The 19,180-nt window shown below is 73.3% G+C and carries 18 protein-coding genes; 12 read left to right on the top strand and 6 right to left on the bottom strand.

Features of this window, described 5'->3' with window-relative positions:
* Window positions 1-59: 59 nt before the first annotated feature.
* Window positions 60-1,397 (bottom strand): glutamyl-tRNA reductase, encoded by a 1,338-nt coding sequence (locus ACK4LS_RS06670; RefSeq protein ID WP_409715029.1) that lies wholly within the window; start codon window positions 1,395-1,397, stop codon window positions 60-62.
* 100 nt (window positions 1,398-1,497) lie between these two features.
* Here ACK4LS_RS06670 and hemE point away from each other — a divergent pair, with 100 nt between their 5' ends.
* The 5 genes from hemE (at window position 1,498) to ACK4LS_RS06645 (ending at window position 5,235) form a co-directional block, all read left to right on the top strand.
* Window positions 1,498-2,535, top strand: coding sequence for a uroporphyrinogen decarboxylase (gene hemE, locus ACK4LS_RS06665; RefSeq protein ID WP_409715026.1), 1,038 nt, complete (start codon window positions 1,498-1,500; stop codon window positions 2,533-2,535).
* Window positions 2,532-4,040, top strand: a complete 1,509-nt coding sequence (hemG, locus tag ACK4LS_RS06660) for a protoporphyrinogen oxidase (RefSeq protein WP_409715023.1) — start codon at window positions 2,532-2,534, stop codon at window positions 4,038-4,040. Before hemE ends, hemG begins: the two co-directional genes overlap by 4 nt.
* Before the next feature lie 111 nt (window positions 4,041-4,151).
* Entirely contained in the window at window positions 4,152-4,553 is a 402-nt protein-coding gene (locus tag ACK4LS_RS06655; protein WP_409715020.1) for a hypothetical protein, read from the top strand.
* 3 nt (window positions 4,554-4,556) lie between these two features.
* Entirely contained in the window at window positions 4,557-4,967 is a 411-nt protein-coding gene (locus tag ACK4LS_RS06650) for a phage holin family protein (RefSeq protein WP_409715018.1), read from the top strand.
* Window positions 4,957-5,235, top strand: a complete 279-nt coding sequence (locus ACK4LS_RS06645; protein ID WP_409715015.1) for a hypothetical protein — start codon at window positions 4,957-4,959, stop codon at window positions 5,233-5,235. The genes ACK4LS_RS06650 and ACK4LS_RS06645 overlap by 11 nt, the downstream gene beginning before the upstream one ends.
* Window positions 5,236-5,447: 212 nt before the next feature.
* Here ACK4LS_RS06645 and ACK4LS_RS06640 read toward each other — a convergent pair whose 3' ends face one another.
* A complete protein-coding gene (locus ACK4LS_RS06640; RefSeq protein ID WP_409715012.1) occupies window positions 5,448-6,236 on the bottom strand; it encodes a DUF4239 domain-containing protein in 789 nt (262 codons plus the stop codon).
* A 172-nt stretch (window positions 6,237-6,408) separates the two neighbouring features.
* Between ACK4LS_RS06640 and hemQ the strand changes: the two genes are divergently transcribed.
* The 6 genes from hemQ (at window position 6,409) to cofD (ending at window position 12,619) form a co-directional block, all read left to right on the top strand.
* Window positions 6,409-7,083, top strand: a complete 675-nt coding sequence (gene hemQ, locus ACK4LS_RS06635) for a hydrogen peroxide-dependent heme synthase (RefSeq protein ID WP_409715009.1) — start codon at window positions 6,409-6,411, stop codon at window positions 7,081-7,083.
* Window positions 7,080-8,078 (top strand): hydroxymethylbilane synthase, encoded by a 999-nt coding sequence (gene hemC / locus ACK4LS_RS06630; RefSeq protein ID WP_409715006.1) that lies wholly within the window; start codon window positions 7,080-7,082, stop codon window positions 8,076-8,078. Before hemQ ends, hemC begins: the two co-directional genes overlap by 4 nt.
* Entirely contained in the window at window positions 8,075-8,890 is an 816-nt protein-coding gene (locus ACK4LS_RS06625; protein ID WP_409715003.1) for a uroporphyrinogen-III synthase, read from the top strand. The genes hemC and ACK4LS_RS06625 overlap by 4 nt, the downstream gene beginning before the upstream one ends.
* On the top strand, window positions 8,887-9,870 hold the full coding sequence (gene hemB / locus ACK4LS_RS06620; protein ID WP_409715001.1) for a porphobilinogen synthase: 984 nt from the start codon (window positions 8,887-8,889) through the stop codon (window positions 9,868-9,870). Before ACK4LS_RS06625 ends, hemB begins: the two co-directional genes overlap by 4 nt.
* A gap of 181 nt (window positions 9,871-10,051) precedes the next feature.
* Window positions 10,052-11,392: a glutamate-1-semialdehyde 2,1-aminomutase gene (hemL, locus tag ACK4LS_RS06615; protein ID WP_409714998.1), complete on the top strand. Its 1,341-nt coding sequence runs from the start codon at window positions 10,052-10,054 to the stop codon at window positions 11,390-11,392.
* A 261-nt stretch (window positions 11,393-11,653) separates the two neighbouring features.
* Window positions 11,654-12,619: a 2-phospho-L-lactate transferase gene (cofD, locus tag ACK4LS_RS06610; protein ID WP_409714995.1), complete on the top strand. Its 966-nt coding sequence runs from the start codon at window positions 11,654-11,656 to the stop codon at window positions 12,617-12,619.
* Window positions 12,620-12,646: 27 nt separating this feature from the next.
* On the opposite strand, the gene cofC is transcribed toward cofD, so the two are convergent.
* The 4 genes from cofC to cofG form a co-directional block, all read right to left on the bottom strand.
* Window positions 12,647-13,282, bottom strand: coding sequence for a 2-phospho-L-lactate guanylyltransferase (gene cofC / locus ACK4LS_RS06605; RefSeq protein WP_409714992.1), 636 nt, complete (start codon window positions 13,280-13,282; stop codon window positions 12,647-12,649).
* A gap of 211 nt (window positions 13,283-13,493) precedes the next feature.
* Entirely contained in the window at window positions 13,494-14,504 is a 1,011-nt protein-coding gene (gene fgd, locus ACK4LS_RS06600) for a glucose-6-phosphate dehydrogenase (coenzyme-F420) (RefSeq protein ID WP_409714989.1), read from the bottom strand.
* A gap of 49 nt (window positions 14,505-14,553) precedes the next feature.
* Window positions 14,554-16,017, bottom strand: a complete 1,464-nt coding sequence (locus ACK4LS_RS06595) for a flavin-containing monooxygenase (RefSeq protein ID WP_409714986.1) — start codon at window positions 16,015-16,017, stop codon at window positions 14,554-14,556.
* Window positions 16,014-18,470 carry a 7,8-didemethyl-8-hydroxy-5-deazariboflavin synthase CofG gene (cofG, locus tag ACK4LS_RS06590; RefSeq protein ID WP_409714983.1) on the bottom strand — a complete coding sequence of 819 codons (2,457 nt, stop codon included), beginning with the start codon at window positions 18,468-18,470 and terminating at the stop codon, window positions 16,014-16,016. Before cofG ends, ACK4LS_RS06595 begins: the two co-directional genes overlap by 4 nt.
* Window positions 18,471-18,599: 129 nt before the next feature.
* On the opposite strand from cofG, the gene ACK4LS_RS06585 reads away from it, so the two are divergent.
* Window positions 18,600-18,989 (top strand): hypothetical protein, encoded by a 390-nt coding sequence (locus tag ACK4LS_RS06585; RefSeq protein ID WP_409714980.1) that lies wholly within the window; start codon window positions 18,600-18,602, stop codon window positions 18,987-18,989.
* The last annotated feature ends 191 nt before the right edge of the window (window positions 18,990-19,180 follow it).

Here is a 19,180-nt window from a genome sequence, read left to right as displayed (position 1 = left end):
CACGGCTCAGCTTGCGCGGGCCCCGCGGAACGGCGGGCCCTCGAGTCGCGTGGGGAGGGTCAGCCCGCGTCGGCGATGCCGTCGCGATGGCCGGCGTCGCGTGAGGCCGCGGGATCGGCGACCTCGATGCCGAACAGCGCCGACAGGGCGTCGATGTACTCGTCGGCGCGTCCGGTCTCGGCGAGCTCGTGCGCGCGCGTGGTCGGGGTGTGCAGCAGCACGCCGACGAGGTGACGCAGGGCCTGCTCGGTCTGGCCGCCCTCGTCGCCGCGGGCGCGGACGCGGGCCACCTCGGCGTCGAGCACGCCGAACACGTGCGCACGCAGCGCCACGACGGCGGGCGTGATGTTCTTGCGCTCGCCGACGGTGGCGAAGCGCCGCGCGGCGTCGCGCACGAGGTCGCGCGCGGCGTCGGTGGCCTGCAGCTCCTCGAGCGGGGCGTGCAGGCGGATGGTCTCGAGGTCGAGCAGGTCGACGCCCGGGACGGTGGCGACGTCGGGGTCGACGTTGCGCGGCAGGCCGAGGTCGATGACCAGGCGGCGACCGGCGTGATCGACCGGGCAGGACGCGGCGGGGGCCGTGGACTCGGCACCCGTGCGTCCGGCGGAGAACGTGGCCGCGCTGACGACGTGGTGCTCGCTCGTCGTGCAGGTGATGACGAGGTCGGCATGGGCGACGGCCGTCGGGAACGTCTCGGCCGACACGGTCTTGAGGCCGTGCTTGGCGGCGAAGGTCGCGGCGCGGCCCGAGGGGGAGTGCACCGAGATGTCTTCGGCGCCCTGGTCGCGAAGGGCCGCGACCGTGGCCGCGGCGTAGGCGCCGGTTCCCACGAGCAGGACGCGCTGCGTCGACCAGTCGGCGATGCGGCTGTCGGCGAGCTCGAGGCCGAGGCGCACGAGCGAGCGGCCGGCGCGACCGATCGCGGTGGAGTTCTTCACGCCGCGCTGCGCCTCGGACGCGCGTTGGAACAGACGCTCGAGCTCGGCGGAGGTCGTCCCCAGCTGGCGCGACTCGGTGAGGGCACGGCGCACCTGGCCGGCGATCTCGCCCTCGCCGACGACGACGGATTCGAGTCCGGACGCCACCGAGAACAGGTGCTCGGCCACGTCGTCGCCGCCCATGACGGTGTACGACCCCTCCAGCTCGCTCGCGGGCACGCCGGTGGCGGCCTCGATCGCGCTGAGGGTGGCGTCGATGCCGAGGGCGACCGCGGCGGTGACCGGCTCGTCCATGTCGACGTAGGCCTCGAAGCGGTTGCACGTCGCGACGACCACAGCGCCCTGGACGCATTCGTCGTGCTCGGCGATCAGGGGAGCGACGGGGGTCGAGGGTACGCTGAGTCGCTCGAGGAGCTCGAAGGACGCGGTCTTGTGACTCGCGCTGACGCACAGCAGCACGTACATATTCTACGCCCGGGTCCCTCGGGGTATTCCGGGCGGCCTCTCGACGTCAAGGCATCCCCCTCGTGCGAGGAGCGCGGATGGGAGGATGGATGCCATGGCCTCCCTCGACGCACCCCTGCTCCGCGCCCTCCGAGGCGACCGTCCCGAGCGGCAGCCGGTGTGGTTCATGCGGCAGGCGGGGCGGTCGCTCCCGGAGTACCGCGAGCTGCGCGTGGGCACGCGCATGCTCGACGCGTGCCTGACCCCCGACCTCGCGGCCGAGATCACGCTCCAGCCGATCCGTCGTCACGACGTGGACGCCGCGATCTTCTTCAGCGACATCGTCGTGCCGCTGCGCCTGGCCGGTGTCGACGTCGTGATCGAGCCCGGTCGCGGTCCGGTGTTCGCCGATCCGGTGCGCACCGCCGACGACGTGGCGCGGGTCACCGCGATCGATCCGGCCGAGGTCGCCGCGGCGGCCGAACCTGTCCGCGAGGCCGCACGCCGGGTCACCGCCGAGCTCGACGACCAGGTGCCGCTGATCGGCTTCGCGGGTGCACCCTTCACGCTCGCCGCCTATCTCGTCGAGGGCGGGCCGTCGAAGGAGCACCTGCGCGCGCGCGGCATGATGCACGCCGACCCCGCCTCGTGGCACCGCCTCGCCGCGTGGCTCGCGAAGGTGTCGCGCGCGTTCCTCGACGCGCAGATCGAGGGCGGGGCGCAGGCCGTGCAGCTCTTCGACTCGTGGGCAGGCTCGCTCTCGCCCTCGACCTTCCGCGAGTTCATCGCGCCCCACTCCACCGAGGCGCTCGAGGGCATCGAGGTGCCCCGCATCCACTTCGGCGTGGGCACCGGGGCCTTCCTCGACGACATGCGCCTCGGTGGTCTCGCCGACGCGGTGGGCGTCGACTGGCGGATGCCGCTCGACGAGGCGGCCGCGCTCGTCGGCCCCGACACCACCCTGCAGGGCAACATCGACCCGGCCCTGCTCGGGGCGCCGTGGCCGGTGCTCGCCGCCCACGTCGACGACGTGCTCGCCCGCGGCCGCGCGGCGCGCGCGCACGTGCTCAACCTCGGCCACGGCGTGCCGCCCGACACCGACCCCGACGTGCTGACCCGCATCGTCGCCCGTGCCCACGGGAAAGAGGCGTGAGCGAGTCCCTCGACCGCCTGGTCCGGCACGCCCACGAGACGCGCGTGATCGTGATCGGCGGGGGCGTCTCGGGCCTCGTGGCCGCGCGCGAGTGCACCAAGGTCGGCCTGCAGGTCACCGTGCTCGAGGCGAGCGGGGTCTTCGGCGGCGTCATCCGAGCGGCCGAGGTGGGAGGTGTCCGGCTCGACGTGGGTGCCGAGAGCTTCGCGACGCGGGGCGGCGTCGTGCGCGACCTGCTCGACGAGCTGGGTCTCGGCACCGAGGTCGTGTCGCCGAACCCGGCCGGGGCCTGGGTCGCCGGCGTCCCGGGCGTCGGCGCCGCGCCCCTGCCGAAGGGCGGGGTGCTCGGCATCCCCGACAATCCCTTCGCCCCCGACGTGCGCCGCATCATCGGCTGGTCGGGCGCGTGGCGCGCCTACGTCGACCGCGTGCGCCCGCCGTTCACGATCGGCCATGAGCACAGCCTGGGCAAGCTCGTGCGCTCGCGCCTGGGCGAGCGCGTGCTCGACCGCCTCGTCGCTCCCGTCACGAGCGGGGTCTACTCCGCCCGTCCCGACGACATCGACGTCGACCTCGCGGCCCCGGGTCTGAACGCCGCCCTCACGCGCACCGGTTCGCTCACCGGCGCCGTCGCGGAGCTGCGCGCGCGCCGGGCCACGGCCCGCCCCGCCGACGCTCCCGCCTCCGACGTCCCCGTCGTCGCGGGGGAGGCGCCGAGGGCGGCAGCACCCGGCGGCGCCGTCGAGGGCATCGTGGGCGGGATGTCGCGCCTCGTCGACGCGCTCGTCGCGCACCTCCGCGACGCCGGCGCCGACCTGCGCACCGACGTCGCCGCCGAGAGCCTCACCCGCACCGACGACGGGTGGGCGCTCGCGACCTCGGCCGACGAGCAGCCGCTCGCCGCCCACGCCGTCATCGTCGCCCTTCCCGAGGGGCCGGCCCGTGCCCTGCTCGCGCCCGTCGTGCCGGGCCTCGAGGCCGCCGAGCCGGTCGCCCCGGTCGTCGAGGTGGTGACCCTGGTGGTGAACGCCCCGGTCCTCGACCGGGCGCCGCGGGGGACCGGGGTCTTGACGGTGCCCGGGAGTTTCGTCGCGAAAGCGCTCACGCACTCCACCGCCAAATGGGACTGGGTGCGGGATGCCACCGAGCCCGGCGTCCACGTCGTGCGCGTGTCGTTCGGCGCGCAGGGCGAGGAGCCCGCCACCGCGGCGCTCGATGACGACGCGGCGGCGCGGCTCGCCCTGGCCGAGGCCGCTGCGATGCTCGGCGTCGAGGTTCCGGCATCCGCCCTGCGCGATTCCCACCGCGTGCGCTACGTGCAGTCGCAGCCCGCGGCGACCATCGGCCGCGCGGCCGTGACGGCCGCCGCCCGCGGGGCGGTGCGCGCCGTCGCGGGACTCGGCGCGACGGGCGCCTGGCTCTCCGGCACCGGTCTGGCGCAGGTGATACCCGACGCGCGCGACGAGGCCGATCGCGTCCGCAGCGCGGCACTCTGGGGTCGCTGACGCGCGTCGCCCTCCCGCACGCACCGCCCCCTGTCAAGGGTGGATGCCGGAGGCGGCATACGTGACTACTGTGAGACTCGACCACAACTCGAACGAGCGTGAGGAGACCCCATGCGGGGCAAAGCAGCACTCGTCGTCGGACTCGCGGCGGGCTACGTGCTCGGAGCACGGGCCGGCCGCCAGCGGTACGAGCAGATCAAGGCGCAGGCCGAGAAGGTCTGGGACCAGCCCGTCGTGCAGGGACAGGTCGAGAAGGTGAAGGCGTTCGGCGTCTCCGCCCTCAGGTCCGTTCCCGGCGTGGTGTGGAAGGGCGCGAAGTCGGTCACCGGCGCCGCGGCCCAGTCGGGTAGCGCCCAGGAGCGCGCCCAGCGCGCGACGCGCGCCGCCAAGCAGTCGGCCCACGAGGTGGCCGACGTCGTGGAGGACTCCGTCGACGACGCCAAGCAGGCCGAGAAGACCGCGTCTTCGCGCGCCCGAGCGGCCAAGAGCGGCTCCGACTCGTCCGGGAGCTGACGCATGACCACTCCGCGCGGATTCCGCGACCGCTCCGACGACGGCCTGTTCACGCTGCTCGGAGACATCCCCGAGCTCGTGCGCAACCTCGTCGTCGCCGAGATCAACGGTGCCAAGGCGTGGGCGCAGCGCACCGCGAAAGACGCCGGGATCGGCGCCGGCTGGTTCGTCGGCGCGCTCATCGTGCTGTTCTGGGCCGTGCCGGTGTTCTTCGCGTTCGTGATCGCCGGTCTGTCGTCGTGGTGGCCCGTATGGCTGTCCGCTCTCGTCGTCTTCGGCGTGATGCTGGTGGTCACCGCGATCCTGGCATTGCTCGGCTACCTGCGGTTCAAGAAGCTCTCGAACCGCGAGAACCCCGGCAAGGCCATCGCCGAAGACGTCCGCATCGTCAAGGAGGCCCGCGATGAGTATTGAGCGTCCCGTTCCCGTGCCCCGCACCGCCGTGCCGCTGGGGATCACCGACCCCGTCGAAGCCGCCCGTGCCGAGCTGAAGGCGGCCCTCGCCGCGATCGAGGTCAAGGCGAACCTCCCCCGCCGTGCGAGCGACGCCGTCGATCGCACCGTCCACGACGCGCGCGCCAAGGCGCAGCGCAACCCGGGGGCCGCCGCCGCGGCCGTCGCGGGTGTCGCCGCCCTCGTGGGCGTCGCCGTCTGGGGCATCGTCCGCGCCTACACGCGCTGATCCGTCCGCGAAGCGGCCCGGTTCCCTTCGGGGGGCGGGCCGCTTCGCCGTTTCCGGCATCCGCTCCGCCGGGGCGGCCGGGGCGGCCGGGCGGCTGGGGCGGCCGGGGCGGCGGGCGGCGGGGCACGCGGTCGCGAGCATCCGCGGGATCGCACGTCGCCGAGGAGGCGGGCGGCGCCTCGCCGGCCGGCGGTCCGCGGGGCTGTGCACCCCTACGGCTCGTTCGCGAACAGCCCCTGCAGAAGATCCTCGAAGTGCTCCGGCGTCACCGCGATCGGCCCCGCGTAGGCGTGGTCGAAGCCGGCGATGGCGTACAGCAGCAGCGCCACGAACAGGGCGAGCATGCTCGACATCAGCAGGTGCACGCGCAGATTGCGCACCTCGATCAGGGCGATGAGCACGGCGTTCAACACGGCCCCCACGCTCAACACGATCCACAGCACGCTCGGAAGCGCGAGGTGCGTCAACGCGATGCGGTCGCGCCGGTTCTCCACCAGCAGCTGGAACTGATCGAGCGACTGCTGCACGTACAGCGTCTCGGCGGGGGTCGACGGCTGCACCTCGCCGATCGCCTGCTGCATCGCCGAGATGTTGGCATCCGTCTCCGACGGGATCTCGAGGCGCTTCTGCAGCGGCCAGTCGAGGTCGATGACGTTGCGCGTGTACTGCACGATCTGGTTCCGCAACTCATCGCCCTGCGGATCGGGCAGCAGCGACGCCGTGCGGTAGAGCGAGGCGAGCGACGAGGACTCCTCCAGCACGACGCCGTCGACCTCGGTGAAGTTGCCGTAGGCCGCGGCCGCGATGAGGGCCAGCGTGACGCCGTAGAACACGCCGTACGCGCCCACCGCGTAACTGAGGACGCGATCCCACTCCTCACCCTGCGGGGCCACGCGGAAGACCCACTTTCGGAGGACGAGCAGGATCAGACACGAACCGCCCACCACGAGCACGATGAACAGCGGCAGCCCCACGGACATGGGGAGGTCGTACAGCCACATGGGGCACCCTTCCGGCGGGCGTCCCCCGACGCCGTCGACGCACAGTATCAACGCGCGCGACCCGCGCGCACCCCGCCGGCCCGGTGGCGCATCCCGTCGTCGCGGGGGAGGGGTGCTTCGGCGGTGAGTCAACCGGTTTGGACGGCCGCTCCGACCGGACGACACTGGGTACATGTCCCACGACAGCTCCTCCTCCTCCGTCTACACGCTGTGGGCGGTCTTCCGCCGCGATCCCGAGAACCCGGTCACCGCCGTCGACGCGACCGAACTCGCCGACCTCGTCTCGCTCGTCGAGGCCGACGGGGTGACCGTGCGCGGTTTCTACGACGTCAGCGGTCTGCGCGCCGACGCCGACCTCATGGTGTGGCTCCACGGTGAAGACCCCCAGGCGCTGCAGCGCGATCTGCGGCGTCTGCGCCGCACCGAGCTGCTGAAGAATCTGCTTCCCACCTGGAACGCGATGGGCGTGCACCGCGACGCCGAGTTCAACCGCTCGCACGTGCCCGGCTTCCTCCGCGGCATCGAGGCGAAGCAGTGGCTGTGCCTCTACCCGTTCGTGCGCAGCTACGAGTGGTACCTCCTGCCCGAGGAGGAGCGCCGCGACATGCTCATCGAGCACGGCAAGAAGGGGTCCGAGTACCGCGGCGTCATCGCGAACACGGTGGCATCCTTCGCCCTCGGCGACTACGAGTGGATGCTGCCGATGGAGTCCGACGTGCTCACCGACCTCGTCGACATGATGCGCGACCTCCGTTACACCGAGGCGCGGCGCCACGTGCGCGAGGAGGTGCCGTTCTACACCGGCCGTCTCGTCACGCTCGACGAGATCCCCGAGATCCTCCAGTGAGCACGCCCCTGCGGCTGGGCACACGTCGCAGCACGCTGGCGATGGCGCAGTCGCAGATGGTCGCCGACGCGGTGGCCGCGGCATCCGGGCGCCCCGTCGAGCTCGTGCCGATCGTGTCGGAGGGCGACGTCAACCGCGCCTCGCTGTCGCAGTTGGGCGGTCGCGGCGTGTTCGCCAACGGTCTGCGCGAGGCGCTCGCCGCCGATCGGTGCGACTTCCTGGTGCACTCGCTCAAAGACCTGCCGACGCTGCAGCCCGACGGCCTCGTGATCGCCGCGACGCCGCCGCGCGAAGACGCCCGCGACGTCGTCGTCACCCGCGACGGCACCCCGCTCGGCGCGCTGGCGCCGGGGGCGCGGGTGGGCACCGGATCGCCGCGTCGCATCGCCCAGGCCCTGCGGCACAACCCCCGCCTCGACATCCGCGACATCCGCGGCAACGTCGACTCCCGCCTCGCGCGCGTGCGCGACGGAGAGCTGGATGCCGTCATCCTCGCCGCCGCGGGCATCTCCCGTCTCGGCGGCGACCTGGGCGGCCTGCACGCCGAAGCCCTGGGCCTGTCGGAGTGGCCCACCGCGCCGGGGCAGGGGTCGCTCGCCGTGGAGACGCGCGACGACATCGATCCCGAGATCCACGCCGCCCTCGCTCAGCTCGACGACGAGGACACCCGCGTCGCGATCACGGCGGAGCGCATCGTGCTCCAAGCCCTCGACGCGGGCTGCAGCGCCCCCGTCGGCACCCACGCCGCCCTCGTGGAGGGCGATCTCCGCCTGCGCGCGGTGGTCTACGCTCTCGACGGAACACAACGGATCGGCATCGACCGGACCGTGCGTCTCGCGCCGGGGTATGGTGGGGAACCGGGCAGTGGCAATGGAGCGGATGCTGCCGACGACGGGGGGCCGATCGCGCGTGCGACGCGAGCGGGCCGAGAAGCCGCGCGTCGGTTGCTCGAACGTGGGGCGGCCGACCTGGTACCACGAGAGTCGACCACATGAATGAAGGCCACTGGCACACGCCGAACCCCTCGACGGGCAGCGTGCCCAAGCCGCTCGCCGGCCGGCGCGTCCTCGTGCCACGCGGTGGCCCCTGGGGCGACGGCGTCGCCGCGCGACTGCGGCAGCTCGGGGCCGTTCCGGTCATCGCGCCCCTGATCAACTTCGCGCCCACCAACGACCAGGCGACCCTCGACCAGGCGCTCGCCGACCTGGCGGCGGGCGCGTTCGACTGGTTGACCCTGACCAGCGCCACCACGGTCGACGTGCTCTACGCCTACGAGGCCGTGATCCCCGATCAGACCAAGGTCGCCGTCGTGGGCGAGACGACGGCCGCCGCGATGCAGGCCGTGGGCTACCACGTCGACCTCGTCCCCGAGCGCGACAACTCCGCCCAGGGCATGGCCGAGCAGATGATCGCCCTCGAGACCGAGCCCCGCAAGGTGCTGACCTTGCGCAGTGAGATCGCCAAGCCCGTGCTCACGCGCCTGCTCATCGAGGCCGGGCACAACGTGCGCAGCGTCGTGGCCTACCGCACCGTGGGCGTGCCCGTCACCGAGAAGATCGCCGGTGACGTGCAGTCGGGGCGCATCAACGCGATCCTCGTCACGAGCGGTTCGGTCGCCGAACAGGTGGTCGAGCAGTTCCCCGAGATCCCGGCATCCACCGTCATCGCCGCGATCGGCCCGCGCACCGCCAAGGATGCCAAGCGCGCGGGACTCAGCGTCGACGTCGTGGCCGAGACGCAGACCGTCGACTCCCTGATCGATGCCGTCGCCCGCTTCCCCCTCCCCACCGACGAATCGACCCCATGAGCTTCCCCGAGCACCGCCCGCGGCGCCTGCGCCGCACCCCCGCCGTCCGTCGTCTCGCCCGCGAGACGCACCTCGTGCCGTCGCAGCTCGTGCTGCCGATGTTCGTGCGCGAGGGCATCACGGAGCCGAGCCCGATCGGATCGATGCCCGGCATCGTGCAGCACTCGCTCGATTCGCTGCGCCGGGCCGTCGCCGAGGCGGCCGAGGAGCGCATCGGCGGGGTGATGCTCTTCGGCGTGCCGGAGGTGCGCGACGCCGTGGGCTCCGGAGCCGACGACCCCCGCGGCATCCTGAACGTCGCGACCGAGGCCGTCGTCGCCGAGGTGGGCGATGCGCTCGTGGTGCAGACCGACCTGTGCCTCGACGAGTTCACCGACCACGGTCACTGCGGCGTACTGCAGGCCGACGGTGCGGTCGACAACGACGCCACGCTCGAGCGCTACACCGCGATGGGACTCGCGCAGGCGCGCGCGGGCTCGGCGATGCTGGGGCTGTCGGGCATGATGGACGGCCAGGTCGGCGCCGTGCGCGAGGCACTGGATGCCGAGGGCTTCACCGACACGCTGATCCTCGCCTACTCCGCAAAGTACGCCGGGGCCTTCTATGGCCCGTTCCGCGAGGCGGTCGACTCCCAGCTGAAGGGCGATCGCCGGTCGTACCAGCTCGATCCCGGCAACGGCCGCGAGGGCGTGCGCGAGGCGCTGCTCGATGTCGAAGAGGGCGCCGACGTGGTCATGGTCAAGCCGGCCCTGCCCTACCTCGACGTCCTCGCCGACGTGAAGGCCTCGGTCGACGTGCCGGTGTGGGCGTATCAGGTGTCGGGGGAGTACGCGATGGTCGAGGCCGCCGCCGCCCACGGCTGGATCGACCGCCGCGGCGCGATCCTGGAGAGCCTGCTCGGCATCCGCCGCGCGGGCGCCGATGCGATCCTGACGTATTGGGCCGTCGAAGCCGCCCGCTGGCTCCACGCCGAGCTCTAGCCCCGACCGTCGTCTGTTCCGACCGGCGCTGTGGCCGGCCGGCCGGACACGACGCAGGAGATTCCCACCGCCGTTCGAGGCCGCTCCGCACACGACTGCGGAAAGATTGACCGTGCAGCTTCGTGGCGCAGGACGGCGTACGACCCTCCTGCGTTGTGCACATCGAGAGGATGAGCAACCCATGACCGATCTCAACGACCAGTGGTTCGCCCGCGCCAAGGACGTCATCCCGGGCGGGGTGAACTCGCCGGTGCGCGCCTACGGGTCGGTGGGCGGGACGCCGCGCTTCGTGCAGTCCGCGTCCGGTCCCCGCATCACGGATGCCGCGGGTCGCGAGTACGTCGACCTCGTGGCCTCGTGGGGCCCGGCGCTGCTCGGTCACGCTCACCCCGAGGTGGTCGCGGCGGTGCAGGCGGCGGCATCCCGGGGTCTGTCGTTCGGCGCCCCGACGGGGGCCGAGGTCGAGCTGGCCGACCTGGTGGCCCAGCGCGTGCGGGTCGACGACCTCGCGCCGATCGAGAAGGTGCGCCTGGTCTCGACCGGCACCGAGGCGACGATGACGGCGATCCGCCTCGCGCGCGGCGTCACCGGTCGCGACCTGCTCATCAAGTTCGCCGGGCACTACCACGGTCACTCCGACGGGCTGCTGGCCGCAGCGGGGTCGGGCGTCGCCACTCTCGCCCTCCCCGGTTCGGCGGGCGTTCCCGCGCCCATCGCCGCCCAGACCCTCGTGCTGCCCTACAACGACCTCGACGCGGTGCGCGAGGTGTTCGCGGTGCACGGCGAGAACATCGCCGCGATCATCGTCGAGGCGGCCTCGGCCAACATGGGCGTGGTCCCCCCGCTCCCCGGCTTCAACGCCGCGATCGCCGACATCGCGCACAGCCGCGGAGCCCTGCTGATCATGGACGAGGTGCTCACCGGTTTCCGCGTGCACCCCGCCGGCTTCTGGGGCCTGCAGGCGTCGCAGGGCGAGCGCTATCTGCCCGACATCCTCACCTACGGCAAGGTCATCGGCGGAGGGATGCCGCTGGCCGCCCTCGCCGGACGCGCCGAGATCATGGACCACCTCGCGCCCCTCGGCCCGGTGTACCAGGCGGGCACGCTGTCGGGGAACCCGCTGTCGGTCGCGGCGGGCCTGGCGACGCTGCGCCTGGCGACGCCCGAGGTGTACGCCGCGGTGGACGCCGCCGCGACCCGGATCGCCGACGCGCTCGATGCGGCCCTCACCGCGGAGGGCGTCGTGCACGCCGTGCCCCGCGCGGGCTCGCTCTTCGGCGTCGCCTTCCTGCCCGAGGTCCCCCGCGACTACGCCACGGCCCTCACGCAGCAGTCCTACCGCTACGCGTCGTTCTTCCACGCGATGCTGGATGCCGGCGTCTCGCTGCCCCCCAGCGTGTTCGAGGCCTGGTTCCTCACCGCGGCCCACGACGACGTCGCCCTCGAGCGCGTGCTCGAGGCGCTGCCGATCGCGGCGAAGGCCGCGGCGGAGGCGCTGGACCCGACACTGCTCGCGCAGTAAGGGGTCGGGGCCGGGTTCCCGACGTCGCGGCGAGTCGCTGGGCGGTGCACGACTCCTGTAGATGGGCGGTGCGGTCGAGCGGGGTGTCCAGGATGCCGCGGCCGGCGGCGGGGTGTGCGTGGGATTTCCCGGAGTTGTGCACGGCGCCGGCCGCGAGGGAGCGCCCCGAACCGGCACCGGCTCCGACCCGGCACCGGCTCCGACCTACCCAGGCGTCCCGGCGCGATCCCGGGCCCGGCCGTGCGGTGGAAGACTGGAACGATGGCTCCCTCCTCACCCCGTGTCGTCGTCCTCGCCGGTGGAGTCGGGGGGTCGAAGTTCACCCTCGGCGTCCGCGCCGCCCTTCGCCGCCTGGGTGCCCCCGATGCGACCGTGGTCGTCAACACCGGCGACGACCTGTGGCTCTCGGGCGTGCGGCTGCAGCCCGACGTCGACTCGATCACCTACGCCCTGGCCGGGGTCAACGACACCGTGCGCGGCTGGGGCCGCGCGGGCGACACCGAGCGGGTGAATGAAGAACTGCAGGCGTGGGGCGCGGGGTGGCCCTGGTTCACCCTCGGCGACCTCGACCTCGGCACCCATCTCGCGCGCACCGGCTGGTTGCGCGAGGGCTTCACCCCGACCCAGGTGCTCGCCCGCATGGCGGAGCGGTGGCCGCTCGGCATCCGTCTGCTGCCCATGACCGACAGCGAGGTCGACACTCACGTGCTGCTCGACGACGGGCGGCGCCTGCACTTCCAGGAGTGGTGGACGCGGCACCGCGCGCAGCTGACCCCGAGCGCCTTCGAGAACCCCGGGATCGCGGATGCCGTGCCCGCCCCCGGAGTGACGGATGCCATCGCGGCGGCGGACGTGGTGCTGTTCGCGCCGTCGAACCCCGTCGTGTCGATCGGTCCGATCCTCGCCGTCCCCGGTATCCGCGGGGCGCTGGCGGCCACGTCGGCGCGCGTCGTGGGGGTTTCGCCGATCATCGGCGGGCGCGTCGTTCGCGGCATGGCCGACGTGTGCCTCACGGCGATCGGCGTCGAGACCTCGGCCGCGGCCGTCGCGGAGCACTACGGTGCGCGGTCGGCCGGCGGGGTGCTGGACGCGTGGCTGCTCGCGGAGGAGGATGCCGCCGCCGCACCGGAGGTCGACGCCGCGGGGATCCGGGCGGTCGTCGCGCCGCTGTGGATGCGCGACGAGGAGACGTCGGCGGCGATCGTCGAGGCGGCGCTCGGGGCGTAGATCGACGCCCAGGATCCGGGCGGTGTCTTACGCCGCCGCTTCCGCCAGCACCGCCGACGTCCGCGGCCCCACACCCAGCGACACGGCCTCGGCCAACTGTGCGGCGGTGTCGACATCGCGGCGCAGCGTGGAGTCACGGGGGACGTCCAGACCGGTGCAGCCGAGCAGGCGGTGGCGCGCGGCGGAGTCGGGGCCGAAGGCTGACACCCATACCGCGCCCGGGCGCGCGGTGACGAGGGTGGAGCCGGTGCCCTCGGCATCCGGGACCAGGCCCCGCTCCACGTGGCCGGCGAGCTCGAGGGCGGCGTCGAGGTCGTGCGGGGTGAGCGCGGGCACGTCGCCCAGTAGAGCCGCCCGAGGCACGCCCTGGCCGGCCGCGTCGGCGCCGAGCGCGATCGCCGCGTCGAGGCCGCGCATGTCTCCCTCGGGCACGACGTCGACGGCGGGCCAGAGCGACACGAGCGCCGACACCTCGGCGTCGTCGGTGACCACCAGCACGTGAGCGACACGGGGCGTCGCCGCGGCGGCCGCGATGGTGTCGAGCGCGATGGCGCGCGCGAGGGCCTCGCGGTCGGTGCCGACGTCGGTCAGACGCGTCTTACCGACGGCGGCGGGCTTGACCGGCACGATGATCGTCCAGCCGGAGGTGTCAGGAATGCTCATCGCCTCCATTGTGTGCGGGCCATCCGACATTCCCGTGCGGGGGTGGCGGGGCGCCGCGAAACGTGCAGGCGGGGCGTCGAGATGACGGGCCCTTGTCGAGATGACCCGGGATGGCAGTCAACCGCGGGTCATCTCGACGAACAAGCGTGATCTCGGCGCCCCGCCGCGGCCGCCAGCCGCCGCCGCGCCGGCGCGGCCGCCGGCGGCGGCGTCAGGCGAAGCGCTTGCGCAGGCGGGGCAGGATCTCCGACCCGTAGGTGCGCAGGAACTCCTCCTGGTCGTGACCGGGGTCGTGGAACACGAGGTGACGGAACCCGAGGTCGACGTAGTGCGCGATGCGCTCGACGTGCTCGTCGGGATCGGTCGAGACGATGAACCGGGATGCCGCGCGCTCGATGGGCAGCTCGTCGGCGAGGCGCTGCATCTCGAGGGGGTCGTGCACGCTCATCTTCTCTTCGGCCGAGAGCGCCAGCGGAGCCCAGAAGCGCGTCTTTTCGAGCGCGGTGGCGTGGTCGGGGTGGTACGAGACCTTGACCTCCATGAGCGTGTCCACGTCGTCGCGCGTGCGGCCGGCCTTGCCGAGCCCGTCGTCGAGAGCGGGCAGCAGCTTCTCGGTGTAGAGCTCGGGATCCTTGCCGCTCGTGGTGATGTACCCCTCGGCGATGCGGCCGGCCAGGCGCGTGGCCGCGGGACCCGAGGCGCCGATGTAGATCGGCACCTTCTGCTCGGGCCGGTCGTAGATCGTGGCATCCTTCACCGAGTAGTAGGTGCCCTCGAAGGTGACCCGGTCTTCGGTCCACAGCTTGTCGATGAGCGTGATGGCCTCTTTCAGGCGCTGGAAGCGCTCGGGCGGCTCGGGCCAGTCGAGGCCGAGGGTCACCTCGTTGAGCGCCTCACCCGTGCCGACACCGAGGGCGACGCGGCCCGGGAACATCACACCGAGAGTGGCGAACACCTGGGCGATGACGCCCGGGTGGTAGCGGAACGTGGGGGTGAGCACGCTCGTGCCGAGCATCACGCGCTGGGTGCGGGCACCGAGCGCGCCGAGCCACGGCAGGGCATTCGGGGCGTGCCCGCCCTCGTGCCGCCACGGCTGCAGGTGGTCGGAGAGGAAGACCGAGTCGAAGCCCATCTCTTCGGCGAGCACGCCGAAGTCGAGCAGCTCGTTGGGCCCGAACTGCTCGCTCGAGGCCTTGTAACCGAATCTCAGCGGAACGCTCATGACTCTCCTTCTGCGTGGGTCGCGCACGGGGCGTGCGCGGGGCGATGCGTCAGCCGCGCACGGGGGTGTGCGCGGGTTCGAACTCCGACCCGTCGGCGCCGGTGAGGCGCTCGCGGAACGCCTGCACGGTCCCGGGCCACAACAGCGTCAGGCGCCCCGACCGCTCGTCGACGTACCAGTTGCGGCATCCGCCGGTCAGCCAGGGGGTGGATGCCGCGGCCGCGGCGATCTCGTCGGTGTACGCCGCCTCGGCCTCCGGGCGCACGCGCAGCACGCGCCCGGGCCGGCGGTCGCGCTCGCACAGGGCGCGCACGACGTAGGCCGCCTGCTCCTCGGCCATGAGGACGGCCGAGTTGTGGCCGAGGCTCGCGTTGGGACCGTTCAGCACGAAGAGGTTCGGGAAGCCCGCGACGACCGTGGAGCTGAACGAGGTCATTCCCGTGCTCCAGTGCTCGGCGAGCGTCTCGTCGTCACCGCGCACCAGGTCGGCGTACGGCTGCTGCGTCGAGGCGAAGCCCGTCGCCAGCACGAGCACATCGGCCTCGTGGCGGCGCCCGCTCGCGGCGGTGAGCGTCGACCCGTCGACCCGGTCGAGGGCGGTGGGTTCGAGGGTGACCCGGTCGGATGCCACGGCGGGGTAGAACGCGTCGGAGAGCAGCACCCGCTTGCACCCGAAGGCGTAGTCGGGGGTGAGCGCGGCGCGCAACGCGGGGTCGGACACCTGGGCGTGCAGGTGCGCGAGCGCGACTTCGCGAGCGGCGGAGGCGGCCGCGTCATCGCCCGAGCGCGACGCGAAGCGCGCCTCCCCCTCGGCGTACAGCTCGGCGCGCAGCCGCGCGAGGGCGCCGGGGTCGTCGGCGAGACGTTCGCGCTCGGCCGCGGGGATCTCGCCACCTCCGCGGGGCACGATCCACGCCGGGGTGCGCTGGAACAGCGTCACGTGCGCGGCGCGGCGGGCGAGCTCGGGGACGAGCTGCACCGCGCTCGCGCCGGTGCCGACCACCGCGACGTTCCTGTCGGTGAGGTCGACGGCGTGGTCCCAGCGGGCGGAGTGGAACAGCGGACCGGGGAAGGACTCGAGGCCGTCGATCGCGGGCACGTGCGGTTCGGTGAGTCGTCCGCACGCGAGCACCAGCGAGCGCGCCCGAAGGGTCGCGGCGCCGGTGTCGATGTGCCACACCGAGGTCTCGGCATCCCACTCCGCCCCGACGAGCGGGGTGTGCAGGCGGATGCGGTCGCCGAGGCCCGCGGCGACGTCGCGGAGGTACTGCTGGATCTCGTGCCCCTCGGCGAACGTTCGCGACCACCCCGCGTGCGGGTGCGCGGCGTAGCTGTACAGGTGCGCCGGGACGTCGCACGCGACGCCCGGATACGTGTTGTCGCGCCACGTGCCGCCGACGTCGCCCGCGCGCTCGATGACCACGACGTCGTCGCGTCCCGCGCGCCGCAGGGCGTCGGCCATGCCGAGCCCGGCGAAGCCCGCGCCGACCACGACGACGTCGACGACGCTCACGCCGGGGCCCCGGCGGCGGGGTGGGCGACCGGGAACGTCGTGCCCCCGCCCGTGACGACGTACGGCGGGGCGGGGTCGATCGGCGGCACGACCGCGCCGTAGTCGGTGGTGCGCAGGCGGAACGGGCGCATCAGGCTCCGCGCGATCCGCTCAGCCGCCGCGACGGGCAGCTCGAGGCCCTGCTCGATGCCGGTGTCGGGCAGCACGCGCCCGTCGAAGAGCGTGCCGCCGAGGTCGTCGCCCCCGGAACGCAGCAGCACCGCGGCGCTCTCGCGCCCCACGCGGGTCCAGGGGATCTGCACGTGCGGGATCGCCCCCGACAGGAGCAGTCGCGACACCGCGACCATCGCGCGGTGCTCGTCCAGCGGGGAACGACCCTCGACCAGGGGCACGTCGCCACCGGGGAGCGGGATCGGCACGAACTCGGCGAAGCCCTTCGTCTCGGCCTGGATGCCCCGAAGCGTCCGCAGGTGCGCGACGCGCTCCTCGGCGGTCTCGACGTGGCCGTAGAACAGCACCGAGGTGGAGCGGAAGCCGGCTCGGTGGGCGGCCGTGATGCCCTCGACCCAGCGGTCGATCTCGAGGTCGCCCGGGGCGATGAGCCCGCGGACGCGCTCGCTCACCACCTTCACTCCGGTACCTGGAACGGTGTCGACGCCGGCCTCGCGCATCGCCGCGAGCGCCCCCTCGAGCCCCCATCCGCCGCGATCGGCCAGATCGCGGACGTCGAGCGGGCGGAACGCGTGGACGTGGATGCCGGGAGCCCCGCGCTTCACGGCCCGCACGAGGTCGAGGTACCCGGCGGGGTCTTCGCCCTCGGCCAGGGTGCCTTGGACGCAGATCTCGGTGGCACCGAGCCCGGCGGCATCCGCGGCGATCGCCTCGGCATCCGCGAGGTCGAACTCGCCCGCGCCGGCGCGGCCCGCGCGACGGAACCCGGTCGAGGTGAGGTTGCGGTTGCGCACGAGGGTCACCGGCTCGCCGACGGTGTAGCGGCGCGCGTCGTCGGCCGCGACGGTGAGGGCGTCGAGCTCGGCGCCCGTGGCGCGCAGCAGCCGCGTCCACTCGGCGTCGTCGAGCGCGAGCGGGTCGGCCGCGGCGGACTCCGCGAGGCGCCGGACGCCGGGGTCTGCGGTTTGAGCGGAGGATGCCACGGGCCGGGGCGTTCCTCCCTCTGTCGCCGTCGCGGCCGCCGCGGCCGTCCGCGCGGCACCGGGGATCACGTCGGCGGCGAGGCCGTCGGCATCCGCCAGCGCCCGCACGGGTGCATGCAGGGCGGGGTCGATCCAGCGGGGGGCGTCGTGCACGTACTCGGGGTGGGCGGTAAGGCGCTCGCGCAGCTCGTAGCCGTGGCGCGCGGTGGAGGCGGCGAGCTCGTCGATCTGGGGCCACGGGCGCTCGGGGTTGACGTGGTCGGCGGTGAGCGGCGACACCCCTCCCCAGTCGTCGATTCCCGCCGCGATCAGCAGGCCCAGCTCGCGGGGGTCGGACAGGTTCGGCGGAACCTGGATGCGCATGTCGGGTCCGAGCACGAATCGCGCGACGGCGACGGCGGCGAGGTACTCGGCCATGTCGGCATCCGGGGCGCCCTGCATGGCGGTGCGGGGCTTCGCGCGGAAGTTCTGCACGATCACCTCCTGCACGTGGCCGTGCCGGTCGTCGCTGTCGCGAAGCGCGACGAGCGACTCGGCGCGATCGCGCACGGTCTCGCCGATGCCGACCAGGATGCCGGTGGTGAACGGGATGCCGGCGGCCCCGGCGTCGTCGATCACCGTGAGGCGCAGCTCGGGGTCTTTGTCGGGGGAGCCGAAGTGCACCTGCCCGGGCTCCTCGAACAGGCGCCGCGACGTGGTCTCGAGCATCATGCCCATGGACGGCGAGACGGGCCGCAGCGTCGCCAGCTCGTCGGGGTGCATGACGCCGGGGTTGGCGTGCACGAGCATGCCGGTCTCGGCGGTGATGAGGCGGGCGATGTGCGCGACGTAGTCGATCGTGGAGGCGAAACCGTGCTCGTCGAGCCACACGCGGGCCTCGGGCCAGCGTTCTTCGGGGCGGTCGCCGAGGGTCAGCAGCGCCTCTTTGCAGCCGAGGGCCTGCCCCTGGCGCACGACGGTGAGCACCTGCTCAGGGCTCATGTAGGCGGGCTTGCGCAGCAGGGCGAGCTGGCCGGGGGTGTCGACGAACACGCAGTAGTGGCAGCGGTCGCGGCACAGCGTCGTGAGCGGCACGAACACTTTGCGCGAGTAGGTGATCACGCGCGCGCGCCCGGCCCGTTCGAGTCCCTCGTCGCGCAGGGCCGCAGCGGTCGGGAGGAGCGCGTCGAGGTCGGCGCCCAGCAGGGCCTCGGTCTCGTCGACGTCGGGCCGGTGACCCGCGCGCACGCGCCGCAGCAGATCGTCGATCGTGGTGCCCCGGGCCGGTGCGACTCGCGGCGCAGCGCTGCCCGTGCTCATCGCTCCAGGCTATCCCGCAGCGCCGACATCGGGGTCGTGGGCGGCGCCGCCGGTGATCGCCGGCGATCGTTGCGCTCCTGTGAGACCGGGGGCCGATGCGGCCCGGGCGACGCTGGCAGGATGGAGGGCATGGTGACCCTGCTGTTGGATTCGACGCAGCTCGAGGTCGTGCTGTCTCCCACCGAGCGCGCTCTGTCGTTCCGCAAGAGCAACATCGTCGTTCCCCGCGAGCACATCGACCGGGTGCAGTTGACCGACGACGCGTGGACGTGGATCCGCGGGGTGCCCAATCCCGGGATCAACCTGCCCGTCGCCGTTGGCGCCGGCACGTGGAAGTCCGCCGGCGGCAACGACTTCGTCGTCATCCGCGGTCGCAAGCCGAGCGTCGTCGTCGACCTCTCCGGTCATGACGAGTTCGAGCGTCTCGTGCTCACCACCTCGCACGGCGTGGCACTGGTGAAGGCGCTGCGGCTCGACGTGGCATCCGAGCCCGAGAACGTCGCCCACATCGTCCGCTGAGCGCCCCCGCCCCCGCCCCCGCCGTCCCGCCCCCGCGCCCCCTGACGAGCATCGAGTGTCCAGAACACCCGGACAGGATCTCGTGCCGTCCGGGTTTCTTGGACACTCGGCGGGCGGGCGGGCGGGCGGGCGGGCGAGCGGGCGGGCGGGCGGGCGGGCGGGAGGGCGGGCGGGCGAGCGGGCGGGCGAGC

The sequence above is a fragment of the Microbacterium sp. genome (assembly GCF_046295495.1).
Taxonomy (GTDB): Bacteria; Actinomycetota; Actinomycetes; order Actinomycetales; family Microbacteriaceae; genus Microbacterium.
This window is presented reverse-complemented; position numbering and strand designations above follow the sequence as displayed.